18 protein-coding genes and 1 pseudogene are annotated in these 22,138 nt (G+C 69.2%); 8 read left to right on the forward strand and 11 right to left on the reverse strand.

Annotation, left to right across the window (positions count from 1 at the left end; all coding sequences use genetic code 11):
• Positions 1 to 71: 71 nt before the first annotated feature.
• From mobB to ACT53U_RS01830, 4 genes are all read right to left on the reverse strand, one after another.
• Positions 72 to 599 (reverse strand): molybdopterin-guanine dinucleotide biosynthesis protein B, encoded by a 528-nt coding sequence (gene mobB / locus ACT53U_RS01815; protein ID WP_476152249.1) that lies wholly within the window; start codon positions 597 to 599, stop codon positions 72 to 74.
• Positions 600 to 816: 217 nt separating this feature from the next.
• The gene (gene torA / locus ACT53U_RS01820; protein ID WP_476152250.1) at positions 817 to 3,288 is read right to left on the reverse strand and encodes a trimethylamine-N-oxide reductase TorA; all 2,472 of its coding nucleotides are present in this window, start codon (positions 3,286 to 3,288) and stop codon (positions 817 to 819) included.
• 35 nt (positions 3,289 to 3,323) lie between these two features.
• Positions 3,324 to 3,998: a TorD/DmsD family molecular chaperone gene (locus ACT53U_RS01825; protein ID WP_476152251.1), complete on the reverse strand. Its 675-nt coding sequence runs from the start codon at positions 3,996 to 3,998 to the stop codon at positions 3,324 to 3,326.
• Positions 3,995 to 5,158 (reverse strand): NapC/NirT family cytochrome c, encoded by a 1,164-nt coding sequence (locus tag ACT53U_RS01830; protein WP_476152252.1) that lies wholly within the window; start codon positions 5,156 to 5,158, stop codon positions 3,995 to 3,997. The genes ACT53U_RS01825 and ACT53U_RS01830 overlap by 4 nt, the downstream gene beginning before the upstream one ends.
• 163 nt (positions 5,159 to 5,321) lie before the next feature.
• Between ACT53U_RS01830 and ACT53U_RS01835 the strand changes: the two genes are divergently transcribed.
• Positions 5,322 to 6,020: a response regulator gene (locus ACT53U_RS01835; RefSeq protein WP_476152254.1), complete on the forward strand. Its 699-nt coding sequence runs from the start codon at positions 5,322 to 5,324 to the stop codon at positions 6,018 to 6,020.
• On the opposite strand, the gene ACT53U_RS01840 is transcribed toward ACT53U_RS01835, so the two are convergent.
• A complete protein-coding gene (locus tag ACT53U_RS01840; protein WP_476152256.1) occupies positions 6,002 to 8,398 on the reverse strand; it encodes a hybrid sensor histidine kinase/response regulator in 2,397 nt (798 codons plus the stop codon). The two genes, ACT53U_RS01835 and ACT53U_RS01840, sit on opposite strands and share 19 nt — an antisense overlap.
• Before the next feature lie 245 nt (positions 8,399 to 8,643).
• A pseudogene (locus ACT53U_RS01845) lies at positions 8,644 to 8,850 on the reverse strand (preprotein translocase subunit SecA); the annotation flags it as partial.
• A 140-nt stretch (positions 8,851 to 8,990) separates the two neighbouring features.
• On the opposite strand from ACT53U_RS01845, the gene ACT53U_RS01850 reads away from it, so the two are divergent.
• From ACT53U_RS01850 to ACT53U_RS01870, 5 genes are all read left to right on the forward strand, one after another.
• A complete protein-coding gene (locus ACT53U_RS01850; RefSeq protein WP_476152257.1) occupies positions 8,991 to 9,431 on the forward strand; it encodes a BA14K family protein in 441 nt (146 codons plus the stop codon).
• Between the two features lie 314 nt (positions 9,432 to 9,745).
• A complete protein-coding gene (locus ACT53U_RS01855; protein ID WP_476152259.1) occupies positions 9,746 to 11,269 on the forward strand; it encodes an OpgD/OpgG family glucan biosynthesis protein in 1,524 nt (507 codons plus the stop codon).
• Between the two features lie 28 nt (positions 11,270 to 11,297).
• A complete protein-coding gene (gene mdoH, locus ACT53U_RS01860) occupies positions 11,298 to 13,583 on the forward strand; it encodes a glucans biosynthesis glucosyltransferase MdoH (RefSeq protein WP_476152261.1) in 2,286 nt (761 codons plus the stop codon).
• Positions 13,584 to 13,679: 96 nt separating this feature from the next.
• Positions 13,680 to 14,147: a hypothetical protein gene (locus ACT53U_RS01865; protein WP_476152262.1), complete on the forward strand. Its 468-nt coding sequence runs from the start codon at positions 13,680 to 13,682 to the stop codon at positions 14,145 to 14,147.
• A 290-nt stretch (positions 14,148 to 14,437) separates the two neighbouring features.
• Positions 14,438 to 15,028, forward strand: a complete 591-nt coding sequence (locus ACT53U_RS01870; protein WP_476152263.1) for an acetate uptake transporter — start codon at positions 14,438 to 14,440, stop codon at positions 15,026 to 15,028.
• Between the two features lie 94 nt (positions 15,029 to 15,122).
• Here ACT53U_RS01870 and tgt read toward each other — a convergent pair whose 3' ends face one another.
• Both tgt and queA read right to left on the reverse strand, forming a co-directional pair.
• Positions 15,123 to 16,271 carry a tRNA guanosine(34) transglycosylase Tgt gene (gene tgt / locus ACT53U_RS01875; RefSeq protein ID WP_476152265.1) on the reverse strand — a complete coding sequence of 383 codons (1,149 nt, stop codon included), beginning with the start codon at positions 16,269 to 16,271 and terminating at the stop codon, positions 15,123 to 15,125.
• On the reverse strand, positions 16,268 to 17,350 hold the full coding sequence (gene queA / locus ACT53U_RS01880; protein ID WP_476152267.1) for a tRNA preQ1(34) S-adenosylmethionine ribosyltransferase-isomerase QueA: 1,083 nt from the start codon (positions 17,348 to 17,350) through the stop codon (positions 16,268 to 16,270). The genes tgt and queA overlap by 4 nt, the downstream gene beginning before the upstream one ends.
• A gap of 129 nt (positions 17,351 to 17,479) precedes the next feature.
• Here queA and ACT53U_RS01885 point away from each other — a divergent pair, with 129 nt between their 5' ends.
• Positions 17,480 to 18,112, forward strand: coding sequence for a LysE family translocator (locus tag ACT53U_RS01885; RefSeq protein WP_476152269.1), 633 nt, complete (start codon positions 17,480 to 17,482; stop codon positions 18,110 to 18,112).
• 71 nt (positions 18,113 to 18,183) lie between these two features.
• Here ACT53U_RS01885 and ACT53U_RS01890 read toward each other — a convergent pair whose 3' ends face one another.
• From ACT53U_RS01890 to ACT53U_RS01900, 3 genes are all read right to left on the reverse strand, one after another.
• Positions 18,184 to 18,660 carry a peptidylprolyl isomerase gene (locus tag ACT53U_RS01890; protein WP_476152271.1) on the reverse strand — a complete coding sequence of 159 codons (477 nt, stop codon included), beginning with the start codon at positions 18,658 to 18,660 and terminating at the stop codon, positions 18,184 to 18,186.
• Between the two features lie 113 nt (positions 18,661 to 18,773).
• Positions 18,774 to 19,136, reverse strand: coding sequence for a TfoX/Sxy family protein (locus tag ACT53U_RS01895; RefSeq protein ID WP_476152273.1), 363 nt, complete (start codon positions 19,134 to 19,136; stop codon positions 18,774 to 18,776).
• 4 nt (positions 19,137 to 19,140) lie between these two features.
• Complete coding sequence (locus ACT53U_RS01900) at positions 19,141 to 19,779, reverse strand: LysE family translocator (RefSeq protein ID WP_476152275.1); 639 nt, start codon at positions 19,777 to 19,779, stop codon at positions 19,141 to 19,143.
• 283 nt (positions 19,780 to 20,062) lie between these two features.
• Here ACT53U_RS01900 and ACT53U_RS01905 point away from each other — a divergent pair, with 283 nt between their 5' ends.
• Positions 20,063 to 22,129: a methyl-accepting chemotaxis protein gene (locus tag ACT53U_RS01905; protein WP_476152277.1), complete on the forward strand. Its 2,067-nt coding sequence runs from the start codon at positions 20,063 to 20,065 to the stop codon at positions 22,127 to 22,129.
• Positions 22,130 to 22,138: the final 9 nt, after the last annotated feature.

Raw genomic sequence — 22,138 nt, forward strand, 5'->3', positions numbered from 1 at the left:
CCGGCCTCCGGCCGGGCACCTCAGGGTGAAGCCGAACGGAAGGAGACGGTCGACGACGCGGAAGCCCCGTATCACTCGGCGGCGCGGAGCTTCTCGGCCGGGTCGGTCGCGGCGAGACGGTCGAGGATGAAGGCGGCGATCGTCTCGGGACGATCGAGATCGAGGCACGGCACGCCGACACCGGAGAGCGGCTCGTCGGAGGCGACGGCGACGATCGACGATCCCGGCGACCACATCAGCGCATGGCCCTCGCTCGGGCGATGGACCTCGATCGACGGCAGACCGTGCGAATGGAACCCCTCGACCAGCACGACGTCGACCGGCGCGAGGCGGGAGAGCAGATCCTCGAGCACCGGCTCGGCCGCCTCGCGCACCTCGTGCAGCAGCGCCCAGCGACCGCCCGAGATCAGCAACACCTCCTTCGCCCCCGCCTCGCGGTGACGCCAGGAGTCCTTGCCGGGCTTGTCGATGTCGAAGCCGTGATGGGCGTGCTTGACGGTCGAGACCGTCAGGCCCCGGGCGCGGACATGCGGCAGGAGGCGTTCCATCAGCGTGGTCTTGCCCGAACCGCTGCGTCCGACGAGCGCGAAGATCTTCATGATCGGTCTCCGGGAGAAGGGCCGGAGGGGACTGATCCCCTCCGGCGAGATGGCGACCGGGGCGATTGGCGGCGCCCCGGCCGCGGCACGCGGCATGACGTCGGACGTCGAAGACGACCGGCGGCATTCCGGACGCGAATTTCTCATGCCGCCGATGCAGACGAGAAATTCGCGTTTCTTCGAAGGCCGGGTGCGCGAGCACCTCCGGCCTTCGGCATCAGGCCGCACCCTTCGGGGCAGTGAAGGCGCCGACCGTGACGGCGGGACCGGTGTATTTCTCGACCTCGCCCACCGCGGTGTGACCGCAGTTGCCCTGCGCCAGCTTGGAGGTCCCCATGTCGACGGTGAGGACGTTGGCGTCGCCGTACTTCGACAGCGTGCCGACCTTGCCGCCTTCCTGCGGATCGTACCAGCCGCCCTCGTTGACCCGGATCACGCCCTGACGGATGTGGTCGCTCACCTTGGCACCGGCGAGGATCTGGCCGCGGTCGTTGAACACGCGGACGACGTCGCCGTCCTTGATGCCGCGGGCTTCCGCGTCCTTCGGGTTGATCAGGCAGGGCTCGTGGCCCGAGATCGTGTAGGTCTCGCGCAGCTTGGTCCCGCAGAGCTGCGAATGGAGGCGGCTCTTCGGGTGGCTGGTGGCGATGTGCAGCTTGTACTTGGTCGTCGGACCGCCGAGGCGCTCCACCGGCTCGTACCACATCGGATGCGGACCGCAGTCGTCGTAGCCCATCTTCTCGATGTTCTTCGAGTAGATCTCGATCCGGCCCGACGGCGTGCCGAGCGGATTGAGCAGCGGGTCCTCGCGGAACTTGCCGTAGCGGACGAAGGTCTTGCCCTCGGTGATCGGGAATTCGACCACGCCGGCACCGTTCCAGAAGGTGTCGAAGTCGGGCATGGCGATCTTCTTCGCCTTGGCCTGGGTCAGAGCCGCGTCGTAGAACGACTTGATCCACTCCATCTCCGACTTGCCCTCGGTGAACTCCTTGCCCTTGCCGAGCTTCTCGGAGATCAGCGCGAAGATCTCGTAGTCGGTCTTCGATTCGTAGACCGGGTCGATCACCTTCTTCATCGCCAGGATGGCGGAGCCGGCATAGTCGCCGACCGACTCGATGTCGTTGCGCTCGTAGGACGTGGTTGCCGGCAGCACGATGTCGGCGTGACGCGCGGTCGGCGTCCACTGGAAGTCCTGCACCACGAAGGTCTCGAGCCTCTGGAAGGCTTTGACCTGACGATTGCGGTCCTGATGGTGGACGAACGGATTGCCGCCGACCCAGTAGGCCATCTTGACGTCCGGATACTTCGCCCTCTTGCCGTTGAAGTCGAAGTCCTTGCCCGGGTTCATCAGCATGTCGACGATACGGGCGCAGGGGATGGTCGCCGCACCGGCTTCCGTCATCCAGGCCGCACCCTCCTTGACCTTGCCGCCGTCGGTGATGCCGGTCAGCACCGGAGCATCGGCCGCCGGAGCGCCGCCGTTGGCATAGTGGTAGGAGAAGCCGAAGCCGCCGCCCGGCAGACCGATCTGGCCGAGCATGGAGGCGAGCGTCACCAGCATCCAGTGGCGCTGTTCGCCGTAGTGCTGCCGCTGCAGCGAGAAGCCGCCGGCGAGCATGGTGCGGTTCTTGGCGAAGAGACGCGCCAGTTCCTTGATCTTGTCGGCCGGGATCTCGCAGATCTGCGACGCCCATTCGGCCGACTTCGGCGTCTTGTCGGTCTCACCCGTCAGATAGGGCAGGAACTTGTCGAATCCGGTGGTGTAGTCCTTGAGGAACTTCTCGTCGTGGAGCTTCTCGACGTAGAGCGTGTGGGCGATGCCGAGCATCAGGGCGACGTCGGTCTGCGGCCGCGGCGCGATCCATTCGGCGCCGAAGTAGTCGCAGGTCTCGGTCTTGACCGGATCGATGCAGATGACCTTGGTGCCCTTGGCCTTGAGCGCCTTCATGCCCTCGTAGCCGCCGTGATCGCCGATCGTCCAGCTGATCTGGTTGGTGATGATCGGATCGGCGCCCCAGAACACCATCAGCTGGGTGTTGTCGACGACGACCGGCCACACCGTCTGCTGCTCGTACATCTCGAGCGTGCCGACGACGTGCGGCATGATCACCTGCGCCGCACCGGACGAATAGTCGCCCGAGGCGTTCACGAAGTTGCCCTTCAGATTCATCATCCGGCGCAGCAGGCTCTGGCAGTTGTGCAGACGGCCGGGGCTCTTCCAGCCGTAGGAGCCGGCGAAGGTGCCGGTCGGACCCCAGGTCTTCTCGACGCGGACGAGTTCCTTGGCGATGAGATCGATCGCCTGGTCCCAGGTGACGCGGACGAAGTCGTCGGTGCCGCGGGTCTCGGGCGAGGCGCCCGGGCCCTTCTCCAACCAGGCGCGGCGCACCATCGGATACTTGATGCGGGTCGGCGAGTAGATGCTGTCGAGCACGCCGGCGAGCTGATGGCTCGGCGCCGGGTCCTTCTCCCACGGCTTGACCGAGACGATGCGGCCGCCTTCGACCTTGGCGCGGAAGGCGCCCCAGTGGCTGCCGGTCAGCACTTCACCGTCGGCACCCGCGGCGCGGGCGCCCTGCGACAGCAGCGACGGGCCGAAGAAGCCGGCGGCGCCCAGCGCGATACCGCTGCGCAGCAGGCTGCGGCGGGACAATTCGGCACGGAATTCCTTGTCGGAGACGATGGTCATTGTCTTCTCCTGTTGCCTTTGTGGGTCTTCTCGTCTCACGCGAGTGGAAGGCCGGATGCTTCGCGTTCGACCAGCGTTGCGAGGAGGCGGGCCGCGGCGGCATGGAAACCGCAGCGATCGTGCACCTCGCAGGCGTCGGCGAACCGGGGGACCCAGCCGGCGAGCCGCGCGGCGAGAACCGTGCGGTCGGGATGGTCGGAGGCGGCCAGCCGGGCCATCAGGGCGAGTTCGATCGCCAGATGATCGGCCGGTTCGTGGGCCTCGCCGCTGACCGAGAGGTCGTGGGCGGCGAGCAGCCGTTCCATGTCGGAGACCGCCGGCCCGAACAGCCGTCCGTCGCCGACATGGGCGGATTCGTGGAGCGGGACCGTCTCCGGGCCGCCGATGCCGTCGAAGAGCCGGCCGTGGGCGACGGCGACACGGCGGGCCGCCGCCTCGTCGGCGTCCGCGATCACCGCCCCGAGCTCCACGATCGACGGGGCGAGGGCCGGGTCGGTCGCGAGATCGGCGAGGAGGGCTGCGAGCGGGCCGACGCGGTGGGCGGCGAGCGCCGTGGCGCTCGGCGGCCGGGCGAACAGGGCCGAGAGCCAGCCCCAGGTCATCGCCGCGAAGGCCGCGTCGTGGGGGTCGCGACGGCCGTGGCCGTCGGACCGGGTCGAGGGGGCGACGTCGTCACGGACGTCGCGGGCGGGGGCGGCGGCGGGGGTCAATGTCTGCCCCCCGTGTCCTGGGCCCGGAGCTGCACCCACTTCTGGACGAAGCGGAAGTGTTCGTCGTCGAGCGAGACGAAGCGCTTCATGGCATTGAGGACGCCGATCCACTGATTGGCGAGATAGTGCCCGGTCTGCGGCGCGGCATGGCACAGGCCGCAGGAGGCGTTGAACATCTCGGAGCCGTAGGCATCGACCTTGGCGGCGTCCTTGACCATCAGGTCGGCCTTGACCCACGCCGTCAGCGTCGCCTCGGTCCACTTCTGGTCGGTGTCTGGGTCGGTCACGGTCTGGCCGCGGGCGACCTTGTCGACGGCGTCGGCGCCGAGCGCCGCGACGAAGATGCGCTTGCCCTGCTGGGCATAGAGCAGCCGCTCCGCGCCTTCCTGCTGCCAGCCGCCGACCTTGACCTGGACATAGGCACCGTCGGTCGCCACCACCTCGACCGGGGTCGGGGCGAGGATGCGACCGTCGACCGTCGCCGTGTCGGAGGCGGGTTTGGCCAGCCAGAAGCCCTTGGTGGCGAGCGTCGTCGGCTTGTCGCCGGTCTTCGGGGCATCCGAGATCGCGGCGGCGGCGAGCTCGTCGTAGAGCGCCTTGTAGCCGGTCGTCATGTCGGGCAGCTTGTGGGCGATGCCCTTGTGACAGTCGATGCAGGTGCCGCCTTCCTTCCAGGCCTTCTGCATAAGGTCGGAGGCTTCCTTCTTCTTCTGATGGACGAAGTCCATCGCCTCGAAGGAATGGCAGTTGCGGCATTCGCGGCTGTCGGCCGCCTTCATCCGCGCCCATTCGTGCTTGGCGAGCTCGAGGCGCTTCGCCTCGAACTTCTCCGGCGTGTCGATCGTGCCGGTGATCTTGCCCCACACCTCACCCGAGGCCTGCACCTTGCGGATGATCTTGTGGGTCCAGTCCTTCGGCACGTGGCAGTCCGAGCAGATCGCGCGCACGCCGGCCGGGTTCGAATAGTGGATGGTCTTCTTGTATTCCTCGAAGACCGTGTTCCGCATCTCATGGCACGAGGTGCAGAATTCGAGGCTGTTGGTCGCCTCCATGACGGTGTTGAAACCGCCCCAGCCGATGACGCCGACGGCGATGCCGACCGTGCCGGCGAGCCCCAGTGCCACGGGGCGTTTCAGGAGCGAGATTGCCTTGTTCCACACGGGACCGTTCCCCTCGTCGGATTCTTGTCGAGGAGGACGATGGACCGGTGCGGTGAACGGGTTTCGCGCCGCCGGTGAACGCGGTGTAGAGAATTGTGAACCGGTGTGAACGCGGCCCGCGACGTCTTGACGCCGAGCCACGGAACATCGTTCTTGTAGTCGTATGAGCAGGATCCAGCACGTTCTCGTCGTCGAAGACGATCCGGTCAGTCGCCAGACGCTCGCCGCCTATCTGCGCAAGGACAACCACCGGGTTTCCGAGGCGGAAAACGGCGAGGCGATGCGCCGTGTCTTCGCCGGTGGCGACGTCGCCGTCGTTCTGCTGGACATCAACCTGCCCGACGAGGACGGCCTCTCCCTCCTGCGGGAGTTGCGGCGACAGTCGGAAGTCGGCGTCATCATGGTGACCGGCCGCGACGATCAGGTCGATCGCATCGTCGCGCTCGAACTCGGCGCCGACGACTACGTCACCAAGCCCTACGACATGCGCGAGCTCCTGCCTCGGGTGAAGAACCTCGCCCGCCGCGTCGCCGCCGCACGCCTCGTGCGCGAGGACGAATCGACGAAGTTCTTCGCCGGCTACCGAATGGACATCCCGCGCTGGAGCCTGACCGACGCCGAGGGCCGCGAGGTGCGGCTGACGCGGGCGGAATTCGAGCTGCTGGCGACGCTGGTCTCCCACCACGGCCGCATCTTCACCCGCGACGCGTTGATCGATCAGGTCAGCCGCCGCGACCGCGACCCGCTCGATCGCACCATCGACGTGCTGATCGGCCGCCTCAGGCGCAAGATCGAGATCGATCCCGCCCATCCGCGGCTGATCATCACCGTTCACGGCATCGGTTACGTCTTCGCCGGCTGAGGCCGCGCCAGCTCCGCCCAGGTCGCGTCGAGCACCGGCCGCGAGGCGACGAGCGCGGCGGCGAGGTCGCGCACCGGCCCTTCGAAGGCGGCCCCGGCGTCGCGCGCCAGCCGTTCGACCACGGCGGCACGATCCGACAGGCCGATGAGCCCGACGTGTCGCGACGAACTCTTCAGCCGATGGGCGATCTCCACCACCTCGCCGCGCGCACCGCTCCGGAGCGCCCGCGTCAGGGCGTCCGGCGTCGCTGCCGTCGACCGCCGCCAGGTCTCGACGATGCTCTCGGCCCCGGCGAGGCCCAGCGCCGCGACGTGTTCGTCGAGCACCCGCCGATCGACCGCCACGCCCTCCCCCGCCTTCGCCCTGGTCCGCGCCGCCGGCTTGACCGGCCCCGGCGAGACCACGCCGAGCTGGCGGCGGAACACCGCGTCGAGCCGTTCGGCGCGGAACGGCTTGCCGAGGAAGTCGTTCATGCCGGCGGCGAGACAGGCCTCGATGTCGTCGCGCAGCACCTGCGCCGACAGCGCGACGATCGGCACGTTCGCCCGACGCGGATCGGCGAGCGCGCGGATCCGTCGCGTCGCCTCGAGCCCGTCGAAGTCGGGCAGGCGGACGTCCATCAGCACGATGTCGAAGCCACCGTTCGCCGCCGCCGTGACCGCCGCCGCGCCGGTCGGCGCGATCACCGGGCGATGGCCGGCGCGCTCGAGCAGACCGCGGGCGACCAGCGCGTTGACCTCGTTGTCCTCGACCACCAGCACGTCGAGCGCGCGGGCCGGCACGGCGCCGGGATTGCCCTCGCCCGCCGCCCCCGCCGCCGGCCGGGTGCCGCGCGCGAAGGGCACGGTGAAGGAGAAGCGGCTGCCGACGCCTTCGATCGACTGCAGCGCCATCGACCCGCCGACGAGATCGACCAGTCGACGACAGATGGCGAGCCCCAGCCCGGTACCGCCGTGGCGCCGTGCCACCGACCCGTCCGACTGGGTGAAGGGCTCGAAGATCGCCTCGCGCCGGTCGGCCGGAATGCCGATGCCGGTGTCGGCGACGACGAATTCCAACGCCCAGGCCTCGCCCGGCCCGCGCACCTCCTCGACCGAGACGGAGATCGTGCCGGCCTGCGTGAACTTGACCGCGTTGCCGACCAGGTTGAGCAGGACCTGCCTGAGCTTGCCGGAATCGCCGACCACCGTCGGCAGGTCCGGGACTTCCGCCGCGATGTCGAGATCGGGCTTGCGCCGGGCGATCGGCCGCATCAACCCGACCACGTCCTCGATCACGGCACCGACCGAGAACTCGACGTGTTCGAGATCGAGCACGCCCGCCTCGATCTTGGAATAGTCGAGAATGTCGGCGACCACCGAGGACAGGATCTCCGCCGAGCGCGACACCGCTTCGACCCGCTTCAGCGTCGTCTCGTCGAGCGGGCTCGCCTGAAGGAGCTCCGAGACGCCGAGGATGCCGTGGATCGGCGTGCGGATCTCGTGGCTCATGGTGGCGAGGAAGGTCGACTTCGCCCGATTGGCGGCCTCGGCCTCTTCCTTGGCCTTCCGGTACTCGGTGACGTCGACCAGGATGACGACGGTGCCGAGGAACTTTTCCGAGACGTCGAGCATCCGCTGCTTGCGGATGTCGAACCAGCGTCGGCCGAGCCGCGTGTCGAGCTCGCGCTCGCACACTTCCAGGCGGCAGGTCTCGACGTCGAAGCCGATGAGATCGGCGAGATGGACCTCCTCCGCCCCGTAGTAGCCGGCCCCCGGCGCCTGACGGACGTCGAAGAGCCGCGCCGCGGCGTGGTTCATGTTCTCGACCCGTCCGTCGGTCCCGACCAGGAAGACCGGGTCGTTGAGGCTCTCGAAGATCGTCAGATAGCGGTTCTTCTCGTTGGTGACGTGCCGATTCTGCACCCGGAGCTGCTCGGCGTCCTCGTCCTGCGAGCGGTTCGCCCACTCGTCGCAGAAGCCGACCTCCATCCGGTCGAAGAAGTTGTCGACGACGTCGCCCCAGGCCCGCCGCTCCGCCTCGTCGGCCGCCGCGTCGTCGACGAGATCGAGATAGGTCCGGCGATAGCTCTTCATCAGGCCGAGGAAGAGCCCGAGCGTGATGCCGCGGGTGCGATGCCGCCGGGCCGCCTCGATGCCGTAGAAGGCGATCGGATCGCGGCCGTATTCGACCTCCGCCACGACCGCGGTGCACGACCGCCCTTCCGCGAGCGCGGCGAGCAGCGGCGCCGACAGCCCGTGGATCGAGGCCCGCCACGCCTGCTCGAGCGTCGAGGTGAAGGGCGTGTAGCCGCGCGCCTTGGCGTATTCGATGATCCCCGCGGTGAGGCGATCCTCGTTGTCGGCAATGACGTCGTGGAGACGCCTCGTCGCGTTCATGTCGTCCCGCCCTAGGCTTCCTGGCTCGGAGCGGCGATCATAGTCGATCTCGCGGCCCGCGCCGTCAGGAACGTTCCCGACCCGGACATGCCACGGTGCGCGCCGTCACTCCGGCGTGCCGGTGGTGGCGAGCGCGTGGTCGAGCCCGTCGTCCGAGGCGAGGAGCGCCCGTCGGATCGCCGCATGTTCCGGAACCGACGCCTTCTGCACCCGCCGCATCGGGAAGCGCGCGCGTCGTCGAGCGACGGCAGCGCGACGAAGGAGTCGGGATCGCCCTGACGCGCCGAGCGGCCGGCGAGCCGGCGGCCGATCCGGGCGGCGGCGTGGTGCTCGGTCGTGACGAGATGCCGGCCCCCGAGCGCCGCCACCCTGGGGCTCGGCCGACGCCTCCGGTAGGCCCCGCGACGCTGCTCGCGTCGAAAGTATCGGCCCTTCGTGCTGAACATACGCATAAATACTCATTGCCGGAACCCTACCCGGCTCACGACATTTAAAACAGGACTTGGAGCGCCCGGCCGACCCGATGTCGGGATGGTCTGCGCTCCCCGGGCTATGACATCGGATCGGCCCGGCGATCCGAAGGAGGTACGTCATGCACGTCTTCGGTCGTATCGCCGCCGTCGCGCTCACGCTCGTCGTCGGCGCCCTGCCCTCGATCGCCGAGGCGCAATCCCGCTTCCCCGCCACCCAGAGCACCGGCAACCTCGACTGGCGCCGGCAACAGGGCGGCCCCGGCCCGCAATACGGCAACCGCCACTACGGCGGTCCCGCGCGCCACTACAACGGCGGCCCGCGCTACTACGGTGGCGGCCCTCGCTACTACGGCGGCGGCCCGCGCTACTATCGCCATGACGACGACGGCGGTGCCGCGTTGGCGGCCGGCATCGTCGGTCTGGCGGCCGGCGCCATGATCGCCGGAGCAGCGTCCGGCAACGGCCACGTCGCACGTTGCTCGCGGACCTACCGGTCGTACGATCCGGACTCGGATACCTTCGTCGACCGCCACGGCAACACCCGCCGCTGCCGCCTGTGACGCGGTGAAGCCGGCATCCTGCACGGTGTCGGCCATGGACGGCGCGCCCTCCGGCGCGCCGTTCGCGCATCCGGCGTCGATCGGCCGCTCGGGTGCTCGGCGAAGGCCTGACCCGCCTTCCCCGACGTCGCCGTCGCCGCATGTCCGGAAAGACCGAGAAGTCATTGACCCGTCGACATGATGAGCTATGGTCGACCGTCCCTCCGGAAGGTCGGGCGTGTTCGGCGATGCCCTCGCCGCCCGCGCGCCGGGTCACGATCGCCGTAGGCTTCCCGCCGTAATTTCGACCGCTTTCGGGCCGACGGAACGCGTCCATGGATCGTCGTGATTTCTTGATCTCCTCGCTCGTCTCGGCTGCCGCCGTCGCGTTCGCCGCTCCCACCACGGCCGCCGACGGCGCGCCCGCGGCACCGGAGCCGCGTGCCTTCGACTGGGGCACGCTGAAGGACGAGGCGCGTGCGCTCGCCGCCAAGCCGCAGGTCGTCGCCAAGAGCCGCGTGCCGCAGCCCTTCGCCCAGCTCCCCTTCGATCAGTATCGCGAGATCCGCTGGAAGCGCGATCTGCAGATCTGGCGCAACGAGAATCGCGGCTACGCCGTCGAGCCGCTGCCGGCCGGTTCGGTCTACGACCTCGGCGTCGACGTCTATCTGATCGACAACGGCCAGGCCCTGCCGATCGCCTTCGACCGCGACAGTTTCGACTGGGGCCGCGTCGCCCCGCCCGACGAGGGCGTCACCCTGCCCTTCTCCGGCGTCAAGCTGCACCGCCCGGCCGACGGCGACCGCTGGCCGGAATTCGCGGTCTTCCAGGGCGCCAGCTATTTCAAGGCGACGACGCTGGACCTGCGCTACGGCCTGACCGCGCGCGGCCTCGCCATCAACACCGCCTCGCCCGACGGCGAGGAGTTCCCGGCCTTCACCCGTTTCTGGGTCGAGAAGCCGGAGGAGAACGCCCAGTCGATCCGCATCTACGCGCTGCTCGAGAGCCGCTCGGTGACCGGTGCCTGGCGCGTCACGCTGCGTCGCGGCGCCGAGACCGCCTCCGACGTCGAGATGACGCTCTATCCGCGCGTCGATCTCGATCACGTCGGCCTCGGCGCGCTCAACTCGATGTTCCTCTACGGCTCGATCGGCCGCGCGCGCCAGGACGACATCCGCCCGGCGGTGCATCTCTCCGACGGCCTCGCGGTGCGCACCGGCGCCGGTGAACGCCTGTGGCGGCCGCTGGCCAATCCGACCGTGCTGCAGATCTCGGCCTTCGGCGACGAGAACCCGCTCGGCTTCGGCCTCGCCCAGCGCGCCCGCGAGTTCTCCGACTTCGAGGACCTCGAGCAGCGCTGGGAGATGCGTCCCTCCGCCTGGGTCGAGCCGATCGGCGACTGGGGCAAGGGCTCGGTCGTGCTGGTCGAGATCCCGTCCGAGAGCCAGATCCACGAGAACATCGTCGCCTACTGGCGCCCCGCCGCCAAGCTGAAGGCCGGGCAGGAGTTCTCCGCCGCCTATCGTCTCCACTGGCAGGCGAGCGGGCTCGAGCCCTCGGGCCTCGCCCATGTCTTCTCCAGTCGCGAGGGTCGCGGCTCGGAGGGCACCCGCCGCCGCTTCGCCGTCGACTTCGTCGGCCCGATGCCGCCGGCCGCCGCCATCAAGCCGATGGTCTCCGGCTCCGCCGGCCGCATCGTCGCGCCGATGGCGATGCCGCTGCCCGGCGAGGAAGGCACCCGCGTGACCTTCGAGCTCGATCCCGGCAACGCACCGCTCGTCGAGCTGCGCGTCCAGCTGGTCGACGCCGCCAACAAACCCGTCACGGAAACCTGGCTTCATCGCTGGGTCGCCGCCTGATCACCCCCCGGACCGGAACAGCAACGCCGTGACCGTCGACTTCCAATCGCTCGCCCCTTCCGCCCTGCCGCCGCCGGTTCCGCCGGAAGCGCCCATGGCGATGCCGGTGCAGAAGCTCGGCCGCTGGGACGGACCCGACGCCACCCGCGTCGACGGCGCCATTCCGCCGCGGACGGTACTCGCCCGCCTCTTCGTCTTCGGCCTCGCCTTCGTCATCTCCGCCTACGGCGTCAACGAGATGGTGGGCGTCGTCTCGGCCGGCGGCATCGTCGGCCTGGAATGGCCGCTGATCGGCTTCTTCGCGCTGACCTTCTCGTGGATCGCTCTGTCGGCCGCCTCCGGCATCGCCGGCTTCTTCGCCGGTTTCTTCGAGCGCCGCCCGAAGGACCTCGACCGGCCGCTCTCGGTCGTCACCGCGCTGGTCATGCCGGTCTACAACGAGAGCCCGGCCAACACGATCGGCGCGCTCGAGGCGATGGCCGAAGAGATCGTCGAACGCGGCGAAGGCAGCCATTTCGAGATCTTCGTCTGCTCCGACACCACCGACCAGACCGTCTGGGTCGAGGAGGAACTGGCGATCGACCGCCTGCGCCGCCGTCTCGGCGACCGCATGGCGGTGTGGTATCGCCGCCGCCACAAGAACGTCGCCCGCAAGGCCGGCAACATCCAGGACTTCGTCACCCGCTGGGGCGGCCGCTACGATCAGATGCTGGTGCTCGATGCCGACAGTCTGATGATGGGCGAGACCATCGTCACCCTCGCCCGACTGATGGAGGACGACCCGAAGGCGGGCATCATCCAGACGCTGCCGGTGATCGTGAACCGCAACACGCTGTTCGCCCGTCTCCAGCAGTTCGCCGGCACGATCTACGGCCCGGTCATCGCCCGCGGCCTCGCCGTCTGGCACGGTCGCGACGGCAATTACTGGGGCCACAACGCGATCATCCGCACCAGGGCCTTCGCCGAGGCCTGCGGTCTGCCGGATCTGCCCGGTCGCAAGCCCTTCGGCGGCCACGTCATGAGCCACGACTTCGTCGAGGCGGCCCTCATCCGCCGCGGCGGCTGGGGCGTCTACATGGTGCCGTGGCTGTCGGGCTCCTACGAGGAGAGCCCGCCGTCGCTGCTCGACGTCGCCATGCGCGACCGCCGCTGGGCGCAGGGCAACCTGCAGCACATGGCGCTGCTCGGCACCGCCGGCCTGCGCTGGCCCTCGCGCGTCCACTTCGCCACCGGCATCATGAGCTACCTCGCCTCGCCGATCTGGCTGATGCTGCTGATGGTCGGCCTCGCCCTCGCCCTGCAGGCGAAGTTCATCCGACCGGAGTATTTCTCCAAGGAATTCTCGCTCTATCCGGCCTGGCCGCGGTTCGACAGTGAACGCGCGCTCGATCTCTTCCTCGTCACCATGGGCGTGCTGCTGCTGCCCAAGGTGCTCGGCGTGATCGAGTCGATCTTCCGCTCGCGCATCCGCCGCCGCTCGGGCGGCGCCATCGCCATCGTCTTCGGCACCATCCTCGAGACGCTGATCTCGGCGCTCGTCGCCCCGGTGATGATGCTGCTCCAGTCGCGCCACGTCGCCGAGATCCTGCTCGGCCGCGACAGTGGCTGGAAGACCCAGCGCCGCGACGACGGCGGCATCCCGCTCGCCGAGGTCATCCGCCATCACTGGCAGCACGCGATGATCGGCGTCGTCATGACGCTCGCCGCCTACGTCATCTCGCCCGCCATCCTCGCCTGGATGTCGCCGACGGTGATCGGCCTGATGCTCGCCGTGCCGCTGTCCTGGGCTTCCGGCTCACTCGCCGCCGGCCTGGCGCTGAAGAAGATCCACCTCCTCCTCATCCCGGAGGAGACCGACCCGCCGGCGATCCTCGAGCGCGCCCGCATCGCCAAGGAACGCGCCGCCGCCGAGCTGCCCGAGGTCGAGGACGGCCTGACCACCGTGGTCGAGGACCCGCACGCCCGCGCCGTCCACGCCCACATGCACCTGCCGGTGCCGCTGCGGTCCCGTGGCAAGCCCGAGCTCGAGCCGGTGATGGCCGCCGCCAAGATCGCGGAAGCCACCCATTTCGCCGAGGTTCTCGCCTGGCTCGGCCCGAAGGAGCGCATGGCGGTGCTCTCGGAGCCGCATCTGATCAAGTCGATCGACCATCTGATCGTCGAGCCTGAGCCGGCGCCCGACCTCGTGGCGATCGAGGAGCGGCGCATCCAGCCCTTTCCCGCCGAGGTCCCGCCCAACGCCCACGAGGCCGTCCGTCCCGACGACCTCGCCGTGGTCGAGGCCGCCAACGACGGCGTGAAGTCTTCCGCCTGAAGCCCGTGACGGCGGGGGCCCCGCCCCCGTCGCCGCCGCACGGCTCTCGTGGCACACTGTCGGCCGACTCGGAACCGAACCGACAGGAGAACGCCCATGGGCCGCACCACCCGTCTCTGCCTCTCGGCGCTCGCGGGCCTCGTCGCCGGCGCGACCGCGACGCTCGCCGCCGATGCCCCGCCGAAGTTCGACGTCGCGCTGACGCTGTCGCCGGCCGCGCTGAAGAAGCTCGTCGGCATGGGCGAGCAGGTCACCGTCGCCGCCATGTACTCGGGCGAGCCGACCAGGGCCGGCGAGAAGAAGGCGATCGAGGGCGAGATCAATCTCGGCGAGGAGAACGTCACCCGCAAGCCGGCCGCCACCACGACCTATTCCTTCGTCGGCAAGGGCTTCAAGACGGCCGACCTCAAGTGGGTGAAACCCGGCACCGCCCGGATGCTGATCAACGTCTATTCCGCCCGCATGGTCGCCGACGACAATCTGCTCGAATGCGAACTCTGGAACAGCACCCTGGACACCATTCCGAAGCCGCTCGACATCGCCTGCCGGCTGATCGACGAGTGAGCCGGCGCGGTCGGCCCGCGGCCATCACCGCGGCCGCCGCGCCTTGCCATGCGCTTGCGACATATCGACACCATAGCGGTATGCAACTTTCGTATAACTCGATTAGATCTAGCCATTTCAAGGACTTGACCCGAAAGCGGGTCCAACTGGTCATCGCCCGGGCCTTCCCTTAGGAAGAGCCGACGGCTCGGCACGAGCGGACGGCGCGCCCATGTCCGTCCTTCGACCGCCCACCCGGAGGGGCGGTGCGCCCCCGAGCCGTCGCCGAGCAACGACCAATGGATCCGGACATGAGCGCCGCGCACGACCACGACACGACCGCCAATCCCGCCCCCCTCGGGCTGATGGGCTTCGGCATGACCACCATGCTGCTGAACTTCCACAATGCCGGGCTCTATCCGCTCGACACGATGATCCTGGCGATGGGCATCTTCTACGGCGGCTTCGCCCAGATCATCGCCGGCGTCATGGAATGGCGGAAGGGCAACACCTTCGCCGCCACCGCCTTCACCAGCTACGGCATGTTCTGGCTGTCGCTGGTCGGCCTGATCGTGCTGGAACACGCGCCGATCGGCATCGCCGGCCCGGCCAAGGCCACCGCCATGCCGGCCTTCCTCGGCATGTGGGGCGTCTTCACCGCCGTCCTCTTCGTCGGCACCCTGCGCCTCAACCGCGCCCTGCAGGTGGTGTTCGGCTCGCTGACCGTGCTCTTCGCCCTGCTGGCGATCGCCGACGCGACGGGCAACGAGGCGCTGACGCACATTGCCGGCTACGAAGGCCTCTTCTGCGGCGCCGCGGCGATCTACACCGGCCTCGCCCAGGTGCTGAACGAGGTCTGGGGCCGCACCGTCTGCCCGCTCGGCGCCGTCGCCCACGCCTGAGCGACGACGTCCGCCGAAACGACGCCCAACCACCAAAACGCAAAGGCCCCGGAGCGATCCGGGGCCTTTCTCGTTCGATCGATGCTGCGCCCGATCACACCGGATCGATGTCGCCCGCCGCCCAGCCGGCGATGGTCTCGGCCTTCCAGTCGGCGAAGCGCCCGGCCTCGATGGCGTCGCGCGCGCCCTGCATCAGGGTCTGGTAGTAGCCGAGATTGATCCGGGTCAGCAGCATGGCGCCGAGCGCCTCGCCGGTGCGGACGAGGTGATGCAGATAGGCCCGCGACCACTCGCGCGCCGCCGGCTCCGGGCTCTCCGCGTCGATCGGCCGGGGATCGTCGGCATGGCGGGCGTTCTTGAGGTTCACCCGGCCGCGCGCGGTGAAGACCTGGCCGTGACGACCGGCCCGCGTCGGCATCACGCAGTCGAACATGTCGATGCCGCGCGCCACCGCCTCGACGATGTCGTGCGGCGTGCCCACCCCCATCAGATAGCGCGGCTTGTCGGCCGGCAGCAGCGGCGCCGTCGCTTCGATCACCCGCAGCATCACATCCTGCGGCTCGCCGACGGCGAGGCCGCCGAGCGCGTAGCCGTGGAAGTCGATCGCCGTCAGCCCGGCGGCGGAACGCGCGCGCAGCTCCAGATCGTCGCCGCCCTGGACGATGCCGAAGATGCCGTGACCGCGTTTGCCGAAGAACGCCGCCTTGGACCGCTCGGCCCAGCGGAGCGACAGTTCCATGGCGCGTTCCATGTCCGGCCGCGTCGTCGGCAGCTTGACGCATTCGTCGAGCTGCATCTGGATGTTCGAGCCGAGCAGCCCCTGGATCTCGATCGAGCGCTCCGGCGTCAGCTCGTATTTCGCCCCGTCGATGTGGGAGGAGAAGGTCACGCCCTTCTCGGTGATCTTGCGGAGCTGGGCGAGCGACATGACCTGGAAGCCGCCGGAATCCGTCAGGATCGGATGCGGCCAGTTCATGAGCTTATGGAGGCCGCCGAGGCGGGCCACCCGCTCCGCACCCGGGCGCAGCATCAGGTGATAGGTGTTGCCGAGGATGATGTCGGCGCCGAGCGCGCGCACCTGATCGGGATACATGCACTTGACCGTCGCCTGCGTGCCGACCGGCATGAAGGCGGGCGTGCGGATCTCGCCGTGGGCGGTCGCGACCGTGCCGCGGCGCGCCATGCCGTCGGTCGTGTGCAGGGTGAAGCCGAAGGCCGGCGTCGTGTCGGATGTCTCGGTCATGGCCTGTCCGGGAAGAGCAGCGACGCATCGCCGTAGGAATAGAAGCGATAGCCCGCCGCGATCGCATGCGCATAGGCCGCCTTCATCCGCTCGAGCCCGGAAAAGGCCGAGACCAGCATGAAGAGCGTCGAGCGCGGCAGGTGGAAGTTGGTCATCAGGGCGTCGATCGAGCGCACGACCCGCCCCGGCGTGATGAAGATGTCGGTGGCGCCGGAAAAAGCCGCGAGCCGGCCGGCCTCGTCGCAGGCGCTCTCGAGGATGCGCAGCGACGTCGTCCCCACCGCCACGATCCGCCCGCCACGGGCGCGCACGGCGTTGAGCCGTTCCGCCGTCTCGGCCGAAAGCACGCCGCTCTCGAAATGCATGACGTGGTCGGCCGTGTCGTCGACCTTCACCGGCAGGAACGTCCCTGCCCCTACGTGAAGCGTGACGAAATGGCGTTCGACACCCAGGGCATCGAGGCGATTCATCATCTCCGGCGTGAAGTGCAGTCCGGCGGTCGGCGCGGCGACGGCGCCGTCCTCGCGGGCGTAGATCGTCTGATAGTCGGTCGCATCGCGCGCGTCGGCCGCCCGCTTCGCGCCGATGTAGGGCGGCAGCGGCATGGAACCGACCGCGTGGATGGCGATGTCGAGATCCGGGCCGGAGAGATCGAAGGAGAGATCGACGATGCCGTCGTCGCCCTTGGCGGTCACGCGCGCCCAGACCTCGCCGAGGAAACAGGCCCGCCCCGCCTCGCCGAAGAGGACGCGGTCGCCCGGCTTCAGCCGCTTGCCCGGCCGGGCGAAGGCACGCCAATGGGCGGCGCCCTTACGCTCGATCAGATTGAAGGTCACGGCGGTGCGGGCTTCGTCGCGGATGCGGATGCCGTGGAGCTCGGCCGGGATCACCCTGGTGTCGTTGAAGACGAGGGCGTCGCCGGGGCGCAGCCAATCGGGGAGATCGCCGACGGTGGCGTCGGTGAACTCGGGCGCCTCGCCGGGCGTGACCACGAGCAGCCGCGCGCTCTCGCGCGGGGACGCGGGACGCAGGGCGATGTTTTCGGCAGGGAGTTCGAAATCGAAGAGATCGACGCGCATGGGGGCTTCTTAGCCCGAACGAGGATCGAAAGGCCAGAGGCCTGACCGGCGGAGCCGACCCGCGACGATCGCGAATTCGCGTTGCCCCGCCCCTGCCCGACCGCTTAAGCTCCTCGGAGGAGGTACCCGATGCCGTCTGCGACCCACCTCTTCGCCTTCGCCCTCGTCGCGCTCGGGATGGTGCTGACCCCCGGGCCCAACATGATCTATCTGATCTCGCGATCGATCTCGCAGGGACCGGCGGCAGGCCTCGTGTCGCTCGCGGGCGTCGCGCTCGGGTTCTGCTTCTACATGGTCTCGGCCACGCTCGGGCTCACGGCACTGGTCTTCGCGGTGCCCTACGCCTACGACGCCATCCGCTTCGCCGGCGCGCTCTATCTCCTGTGGCTCGCCTGGAGCGCGCTGCGACCCGGCGGCCGCTCGCCCTTCGTCGTCGCCCCGCTCGCCGCGCACCGGCCGTGGCGCCTCTTCGCCATGGGCCTCTTCACCAACCTGCTCAATCCGAAGGCCGCGGTGCTCTATCTCGCGCTGCTGCCGCAGTTCATCGATCCCGCCGAAGGGAGCGTACTCGCCCAGTCGCTGGTGCTCGGCTCGTTGCAGATCCTGATCAGCGTCAGCGTCAACGCCATGATCGTGGTGACCGCCGGGTCGATTGCCGCCCTTCTGGCACGCCGGCCGATGTGGGCGGTCGTGCAGCGCTGGCTGATGGGCACCGTGCTCGCCGGCCTCGCCGTCCGGATGCTGGTCGAAGCGCGCCGCTGAGAGACACCCCGAAATGCGAAACGGCCGAGGCTTTCGCCCCGGCCGTCCACGGATGTCGTCGTGCGACGGTCTCAGCCCGCGATGTCGGCCATCACCTTCACCGAGACCATCTTGTCGGGGTTCTTGACCGGCTCGCCGCGCTTGATCTTGTCGACGTTCTCCATGCCTTCCACGACCTTGCCCCACACCGTGTACTGACGGTCGAGGAAGCGGGCGTCGTCGAAGCAGATGAAGAACTGCGAGTTGGCCGAGTTCGGGTTCTGGGCGCGGGCCATCGAGGCGGTGCCGCGGACGTGGGGTTCGGCGTTGAACTCCTGCTTCAGGTCCGGGTACTTCGAGCCGCCGGTGCCGGTGCCGTGCGGGCAGCCGGTCTGGGCCATGAAGCCCTCGATGACGCGGTGGAAGACGATGCCGTCGTAGAAGCCCTCGCGCGCCAGCTTCTTGATGTGGTCGACGTGGCCCGGCGCCAGGTCCGGACGCATGGCGATCACGACCTTGCCCTGGGTGGTTTCGATGACGAGGGTGTTTTCCGGATCGAGCGCGCTCATGGGATCTCTTTCGTCTTGCGTGAACGGTTCGGGAGCCGCGTTCGTGTCCCGAAGGTCACCCGCCTTATCGACCGAAACGGCCGCCGAGGCAACGCAGGAATGAACCGACGCGTTCACGCCTTCTTGGGCCGGCGCGCCTTCGGTGCCGGCTTGGCCGCCGCCGCCCGCCGCGATGCGGCGATGGCACCGCGTGCCCACTCGGCGAAGACGTCCGGGTCGTCGAACACCTCTTCGGGCGCCCGCGCATAGGACATCACCGTCGTGCGGCCCGTCTTGGTCGTGTAGGAGAAGCGCGGCAGGCCGCGCTCGTCGAAGGCCGGGCCGTTCTCGCCGTCGACCTTGAAGAACAGCTGATCGTCGATCACCAGCGCGAAGGCGAGGCCGTCGTGCCACAGGCACAACCCACCGAACATCGCCTTCATGGTGACGCCGCCGAGCGGCCGGCAGAGATCGCGATAGAATTCGACGTCGCTCACGGCCTCACCCTCGCATCCAGCCGACGAAGTCGACGAAGGCCGGCCACAGCGACAGGACGAGCAGCGCGCCCATCGTCCAGTTGAAGAGACGCAACCGCCGCGGCTCGTGCAGGAACCGGGCGATGATCGTCCCGAAGGCCGCCCATGTCGAGGCCGAACCGATGCCGGTGACGAGGAACACGCCCGCCAGCACCAGCGCCCCCGCGGTCGGCGTCAGCCCGTCCGGCACGTAGACCGACACGCCCGACACCGCCATGATCCAACCCTTGACGTTGACCCATTGGAACGCCGCCGCCTGGAAGAAGCCGAAGGGCTTCGCCGTCGAGGCGACGACGCCGATGCCGCGTTCGACCGGCTGGAAGGCGATCTTCGCCGCAAGCCACAAGAGATAGACGACGCCGACGATCTCGATCGCCACGTGCAGCCACGGTTGGGTCTTGAAGACGAAGCCGAGGCCGAGCGCCACCAGCGCCGTCATCACCGGAAAGCCGATCGCCACGCCGAGGATGTGCGGCAGGGTCCGGCGGAAACCGAAGTTCACGCCCGAGGCGAGCAGCATCACGTTGTTCGGCCCCGGCGTGAAGGCGCCGATGCAGGCGAAGACGAAGAGCGCGACGAGTTGGTCGAGAAACGGGATCGGCATGGGCCTCGGTTCGATTCGAGGAAGAGCCGCGATCCTACCCGCGACCGCGTCGCGGTTCACCCCCCGAGACGCACGCGCGACGGTCACAGATGACGTAACGCAATGGGTCGCTCGCCCCGACGATTGTACCTAGCCGTCGAACTGATCTCGAGAAATGCTTCGTGCAACGCTGCATTCGGCTGTCGACATCTCGGTTCATAGAGATTCCTTAACCTTCCACCGCTACCGATGGTAGCGCTATCACGCCAAAGAGGGCGCCGAGATGAACTTATCGATCCGAACGATGCTTCGCGTCTCGACCGGAATTCTGGTGCTGTCCCTGCTCTTCCTGCTCGGCGACAATGCGCGCACGATGTGGCAGAAGTCGGCGGCGACGCAGCGCACCGTGGTCGCGGCGGAGGTGACGGAACACCTCTTCACCGCCCTGCACAATCTGCGCGTCGACCGGTCGAGCACCACCCGCGACCTGCGCAGGGACCAGCCCTCCGCCGCCTCGACGCAGCAGGCGCTCGCCGCCCGCACCGCCGAACTCGCCGCGATCGCGCGCTCCGTCGCCACTCTGACGGCGATCGGCTCCGACGACATGACCGCCGCCGCGCGGGCGCTGGCCGAAGACGCCGAGCGCCTCGCCGCGCTCCACACCGAGGCCGAGGCCGCGATCCGCCGGCCGAAGGCCGAGCGCCGCGCCGGTCTTCTCGACGAGTTCCTGAAGACCACCAACGGGCTCGTCGACCGGCTCGAGGCGACGTCGCGCTCGATCGGCATCGGTGTCAAACTCGCCGACCCGATGATCGACAAGCTGCTCGACGTCAAGCAACTGGTCTGGCAGACCCGTTCCGCCGTCGGCGAGGCCTCCGCCATGGTCTCCGCCGGCGTCGCCGGCCTGACGCTCGCCCCCGACTTCCGCCAGGGCTTCGCCGGCCAGATGGCCCGCGCCGAGGCGTCGTGGTCGGCGGCGCGCGATCTCGTCGCCGGCCTCGACATGCCGCCGGTCTTCCACGCAGCCGTCGAACGCGCCGAACGCGAGTATTTCACCAAGGACGTGCTGACCCGTCAGGCCGAGACCGCCGAAGCGCTCGCCGCCGGCCGCAAGGTCGACTTCGACAGCGCCGGCTGGAGCAACTTCATGGTGCCGCGTCAGGCGGCGGTGCTCGGCGTCGCCGAGGCTGCGCTCGCCGTCGCCCGCACCCGCGCAACCGAAGAACACGCCCACGCCCGCCTCACGCTGATCGTCGACGTCGCCCTACTCGTCGGCGCCGCGATCGCCTCGCTCGGCTTCCTGGTGATGGTCGACCGCCGTGTCGTCGTGCCGTTGAAGACCATCGGCGATCGGATGATGACGATGGCCGACGGCGATCTCGCGGTCGAGGTGCCCTATGTCGAGCGCGGCGACGAGATCGGTGCGCTCGGCCGCACCCTCGCCGTCTTCAAGGACAAGCTCGGCGAGGCCGAGGCCCTGCGCCGCGCCGAGGCCGACCGCGACCGTCAGGCGACCGCCCAGCGCCGTGCCGACCGCAACGCCCTCGCCGATCGCTTCCAGGCGACCGTCGGCAGCATCGTCGGCGGCGTCGCCAGCGCCGCGACCGAGCTGCGCGCCTCGGCCGAGACCATGACGAGTGCCACCGCGGCGACGGCCGAGCGCTCGACCACCGTCGCCAGCGCCGCCGAAGAGGCGACCGCCAACGTCTCCTCCGTCGCCTCCGCGACCGAGGAACTGTCGTCGTCGGTCGGCGAGATCTCGCGCCGGGTCGACCATTCCGCCGAGATCGCCACCCGCGCCGTCGCCGAGGCGGACGCCACCAACCGGCGCATCGCCGGTCTCGCCGACGCCGCCCAGCACATCGGCTCGGTGGTCGGCCTGATCGCCCAGATCGCCGGCCAGACCAACCTCCTCGCCCTCAACGCGACGATCGAGGCCGCCCGCGCCGGCGAGGCCGGCAAGGGCTTCGCCGTGGTTGCGGCGGAGGTGAAGCAGCTCGCCGATCAGACCGCCAAGGCGACCGCCGACATCTCGGCCCAGGTCGATGCCATCCGCGTCGCCACCGGCCAGACCGCCGACGCCATCGCCGGCATCGGCGACACCATCCGCACCATGAACGAGATCACCGCCGACATCGCCGGCGCCGTCGGCGGCCAGGGCGAGGCGGCGCGCGAGATCGCCCGCTCGGTGCAGGAGGCGGCGCAGGGCACGGCGATGGTGTCGAGCAACATCGAGGACGTGAACGTCGCGTTGGCCCAGTCCGACGAGGCCTCGCGCCAGGTGCTCGACGCCGCGGTCGAGCTCAGCCGCCAGTCCGAGGCGCTGCGCCGCGAGATCGACGACTTCGTCGCCGGCATCCGCGCCGCCTGATCGGATCGC

The sequence above is a fragment of the Pinisolibacter sp. DMC19 genome (assembly GCF_056313985.1).

Coding starts and splice junctions, on each gene's coding strand:
- ACT53U_RS01870 (WP_476152263.1), top strand. CDS start 14,438: ATGAGCGCCGCGCACGACCACGACACGACCGCCAATCCCGCCCCCCTC.
- ACT53U_RS01865 (WP_476152262.1), top strand. CDS start 13,680: ATGGGCCGCACCACCCGTCTCTGCCTCTCGGCGCTCGCGGGCCTCGTC.
- ACT53U_RS01905 (WP_476152277.1), top strand. CDS start 20,063: ATGCTTCGCGTCTCGACCGGAATTCTGGTGCTGTCCCTGCTCTTCCTG.
- torA (WP_476152250.1), bottom strand. CDS start 3,288: ATGACCATCGTCTCCGACAAGGAATTCCGTGCCGAATTGTCCCGCCGC.
- ACT53U_RS01885 (WP_476152269.1), top strand. CDS start 17,480: ATGCCGTCTGCGACCCACCTCTTCGCCTTCGCCCTCGTCGCGCTCGGG.
- queA (WP_476152267.1), bottom strand. CDS start 17,350: ATGCGCGTCGATCTCTTCGATTTCGAACTCCCTGCCGAAAACATCGCC.
- ACT53U_RS01890 (WP_476152271.1), bottom strand. CDS start 18,660: ATGAGCGCGCTCGATCCGGAAAACACCCTCGTCATCGAAACCACCCAG.
- ACT53U_RS01840 (WP_476152256.1), bottom strand. CDS start 8,398: ATGAACGCGACGAGGCGTCTCCACGACGTCATTGCCGACAACGAGGAT.
- ACT53U_RS01835 (WP_476152254.1), top strand. CDS start 5,322: ATGAGCAGGATCCAGCACGTTCTCGTCGTCGAAGACGATCCGGTCAGT.
- ACT53U_RS01900 (WP_476152275.1), bottom strand. CDS start 19,779: ATGCCGATCCCGTTTCTCGACCAACTCGTCGCGCTCTTCGTCTTCGCC.
- mobB (WP_476152249.1), bottom strand. CDS start 599: ATGAAGATCTTCGCGCTCGTCGGACGCAGCGGTTCGGGCAAGACCACG.
- ACT53U_RS01855 (WP_476152259.1), top strand. CDS start 9,746: ATGGATCGTCGTGATTTCTTGATCTCCTCGCTCGTCTCGGCTGCCGCC.
- tgt (WP_476152265.1), bottom strand. CDS start 16,271: ATGACCGAGACATCCGACACGACGCCGGCCTTCGGCTTCACCCTGCAC.
- ACT53U_RS01850 (WP_476152257.1), top strand. CDS start 8,991: ATGCACGTCTTCGGTCGTATCGCCGCCGTCGCGCTCACGCTCGTCGTC.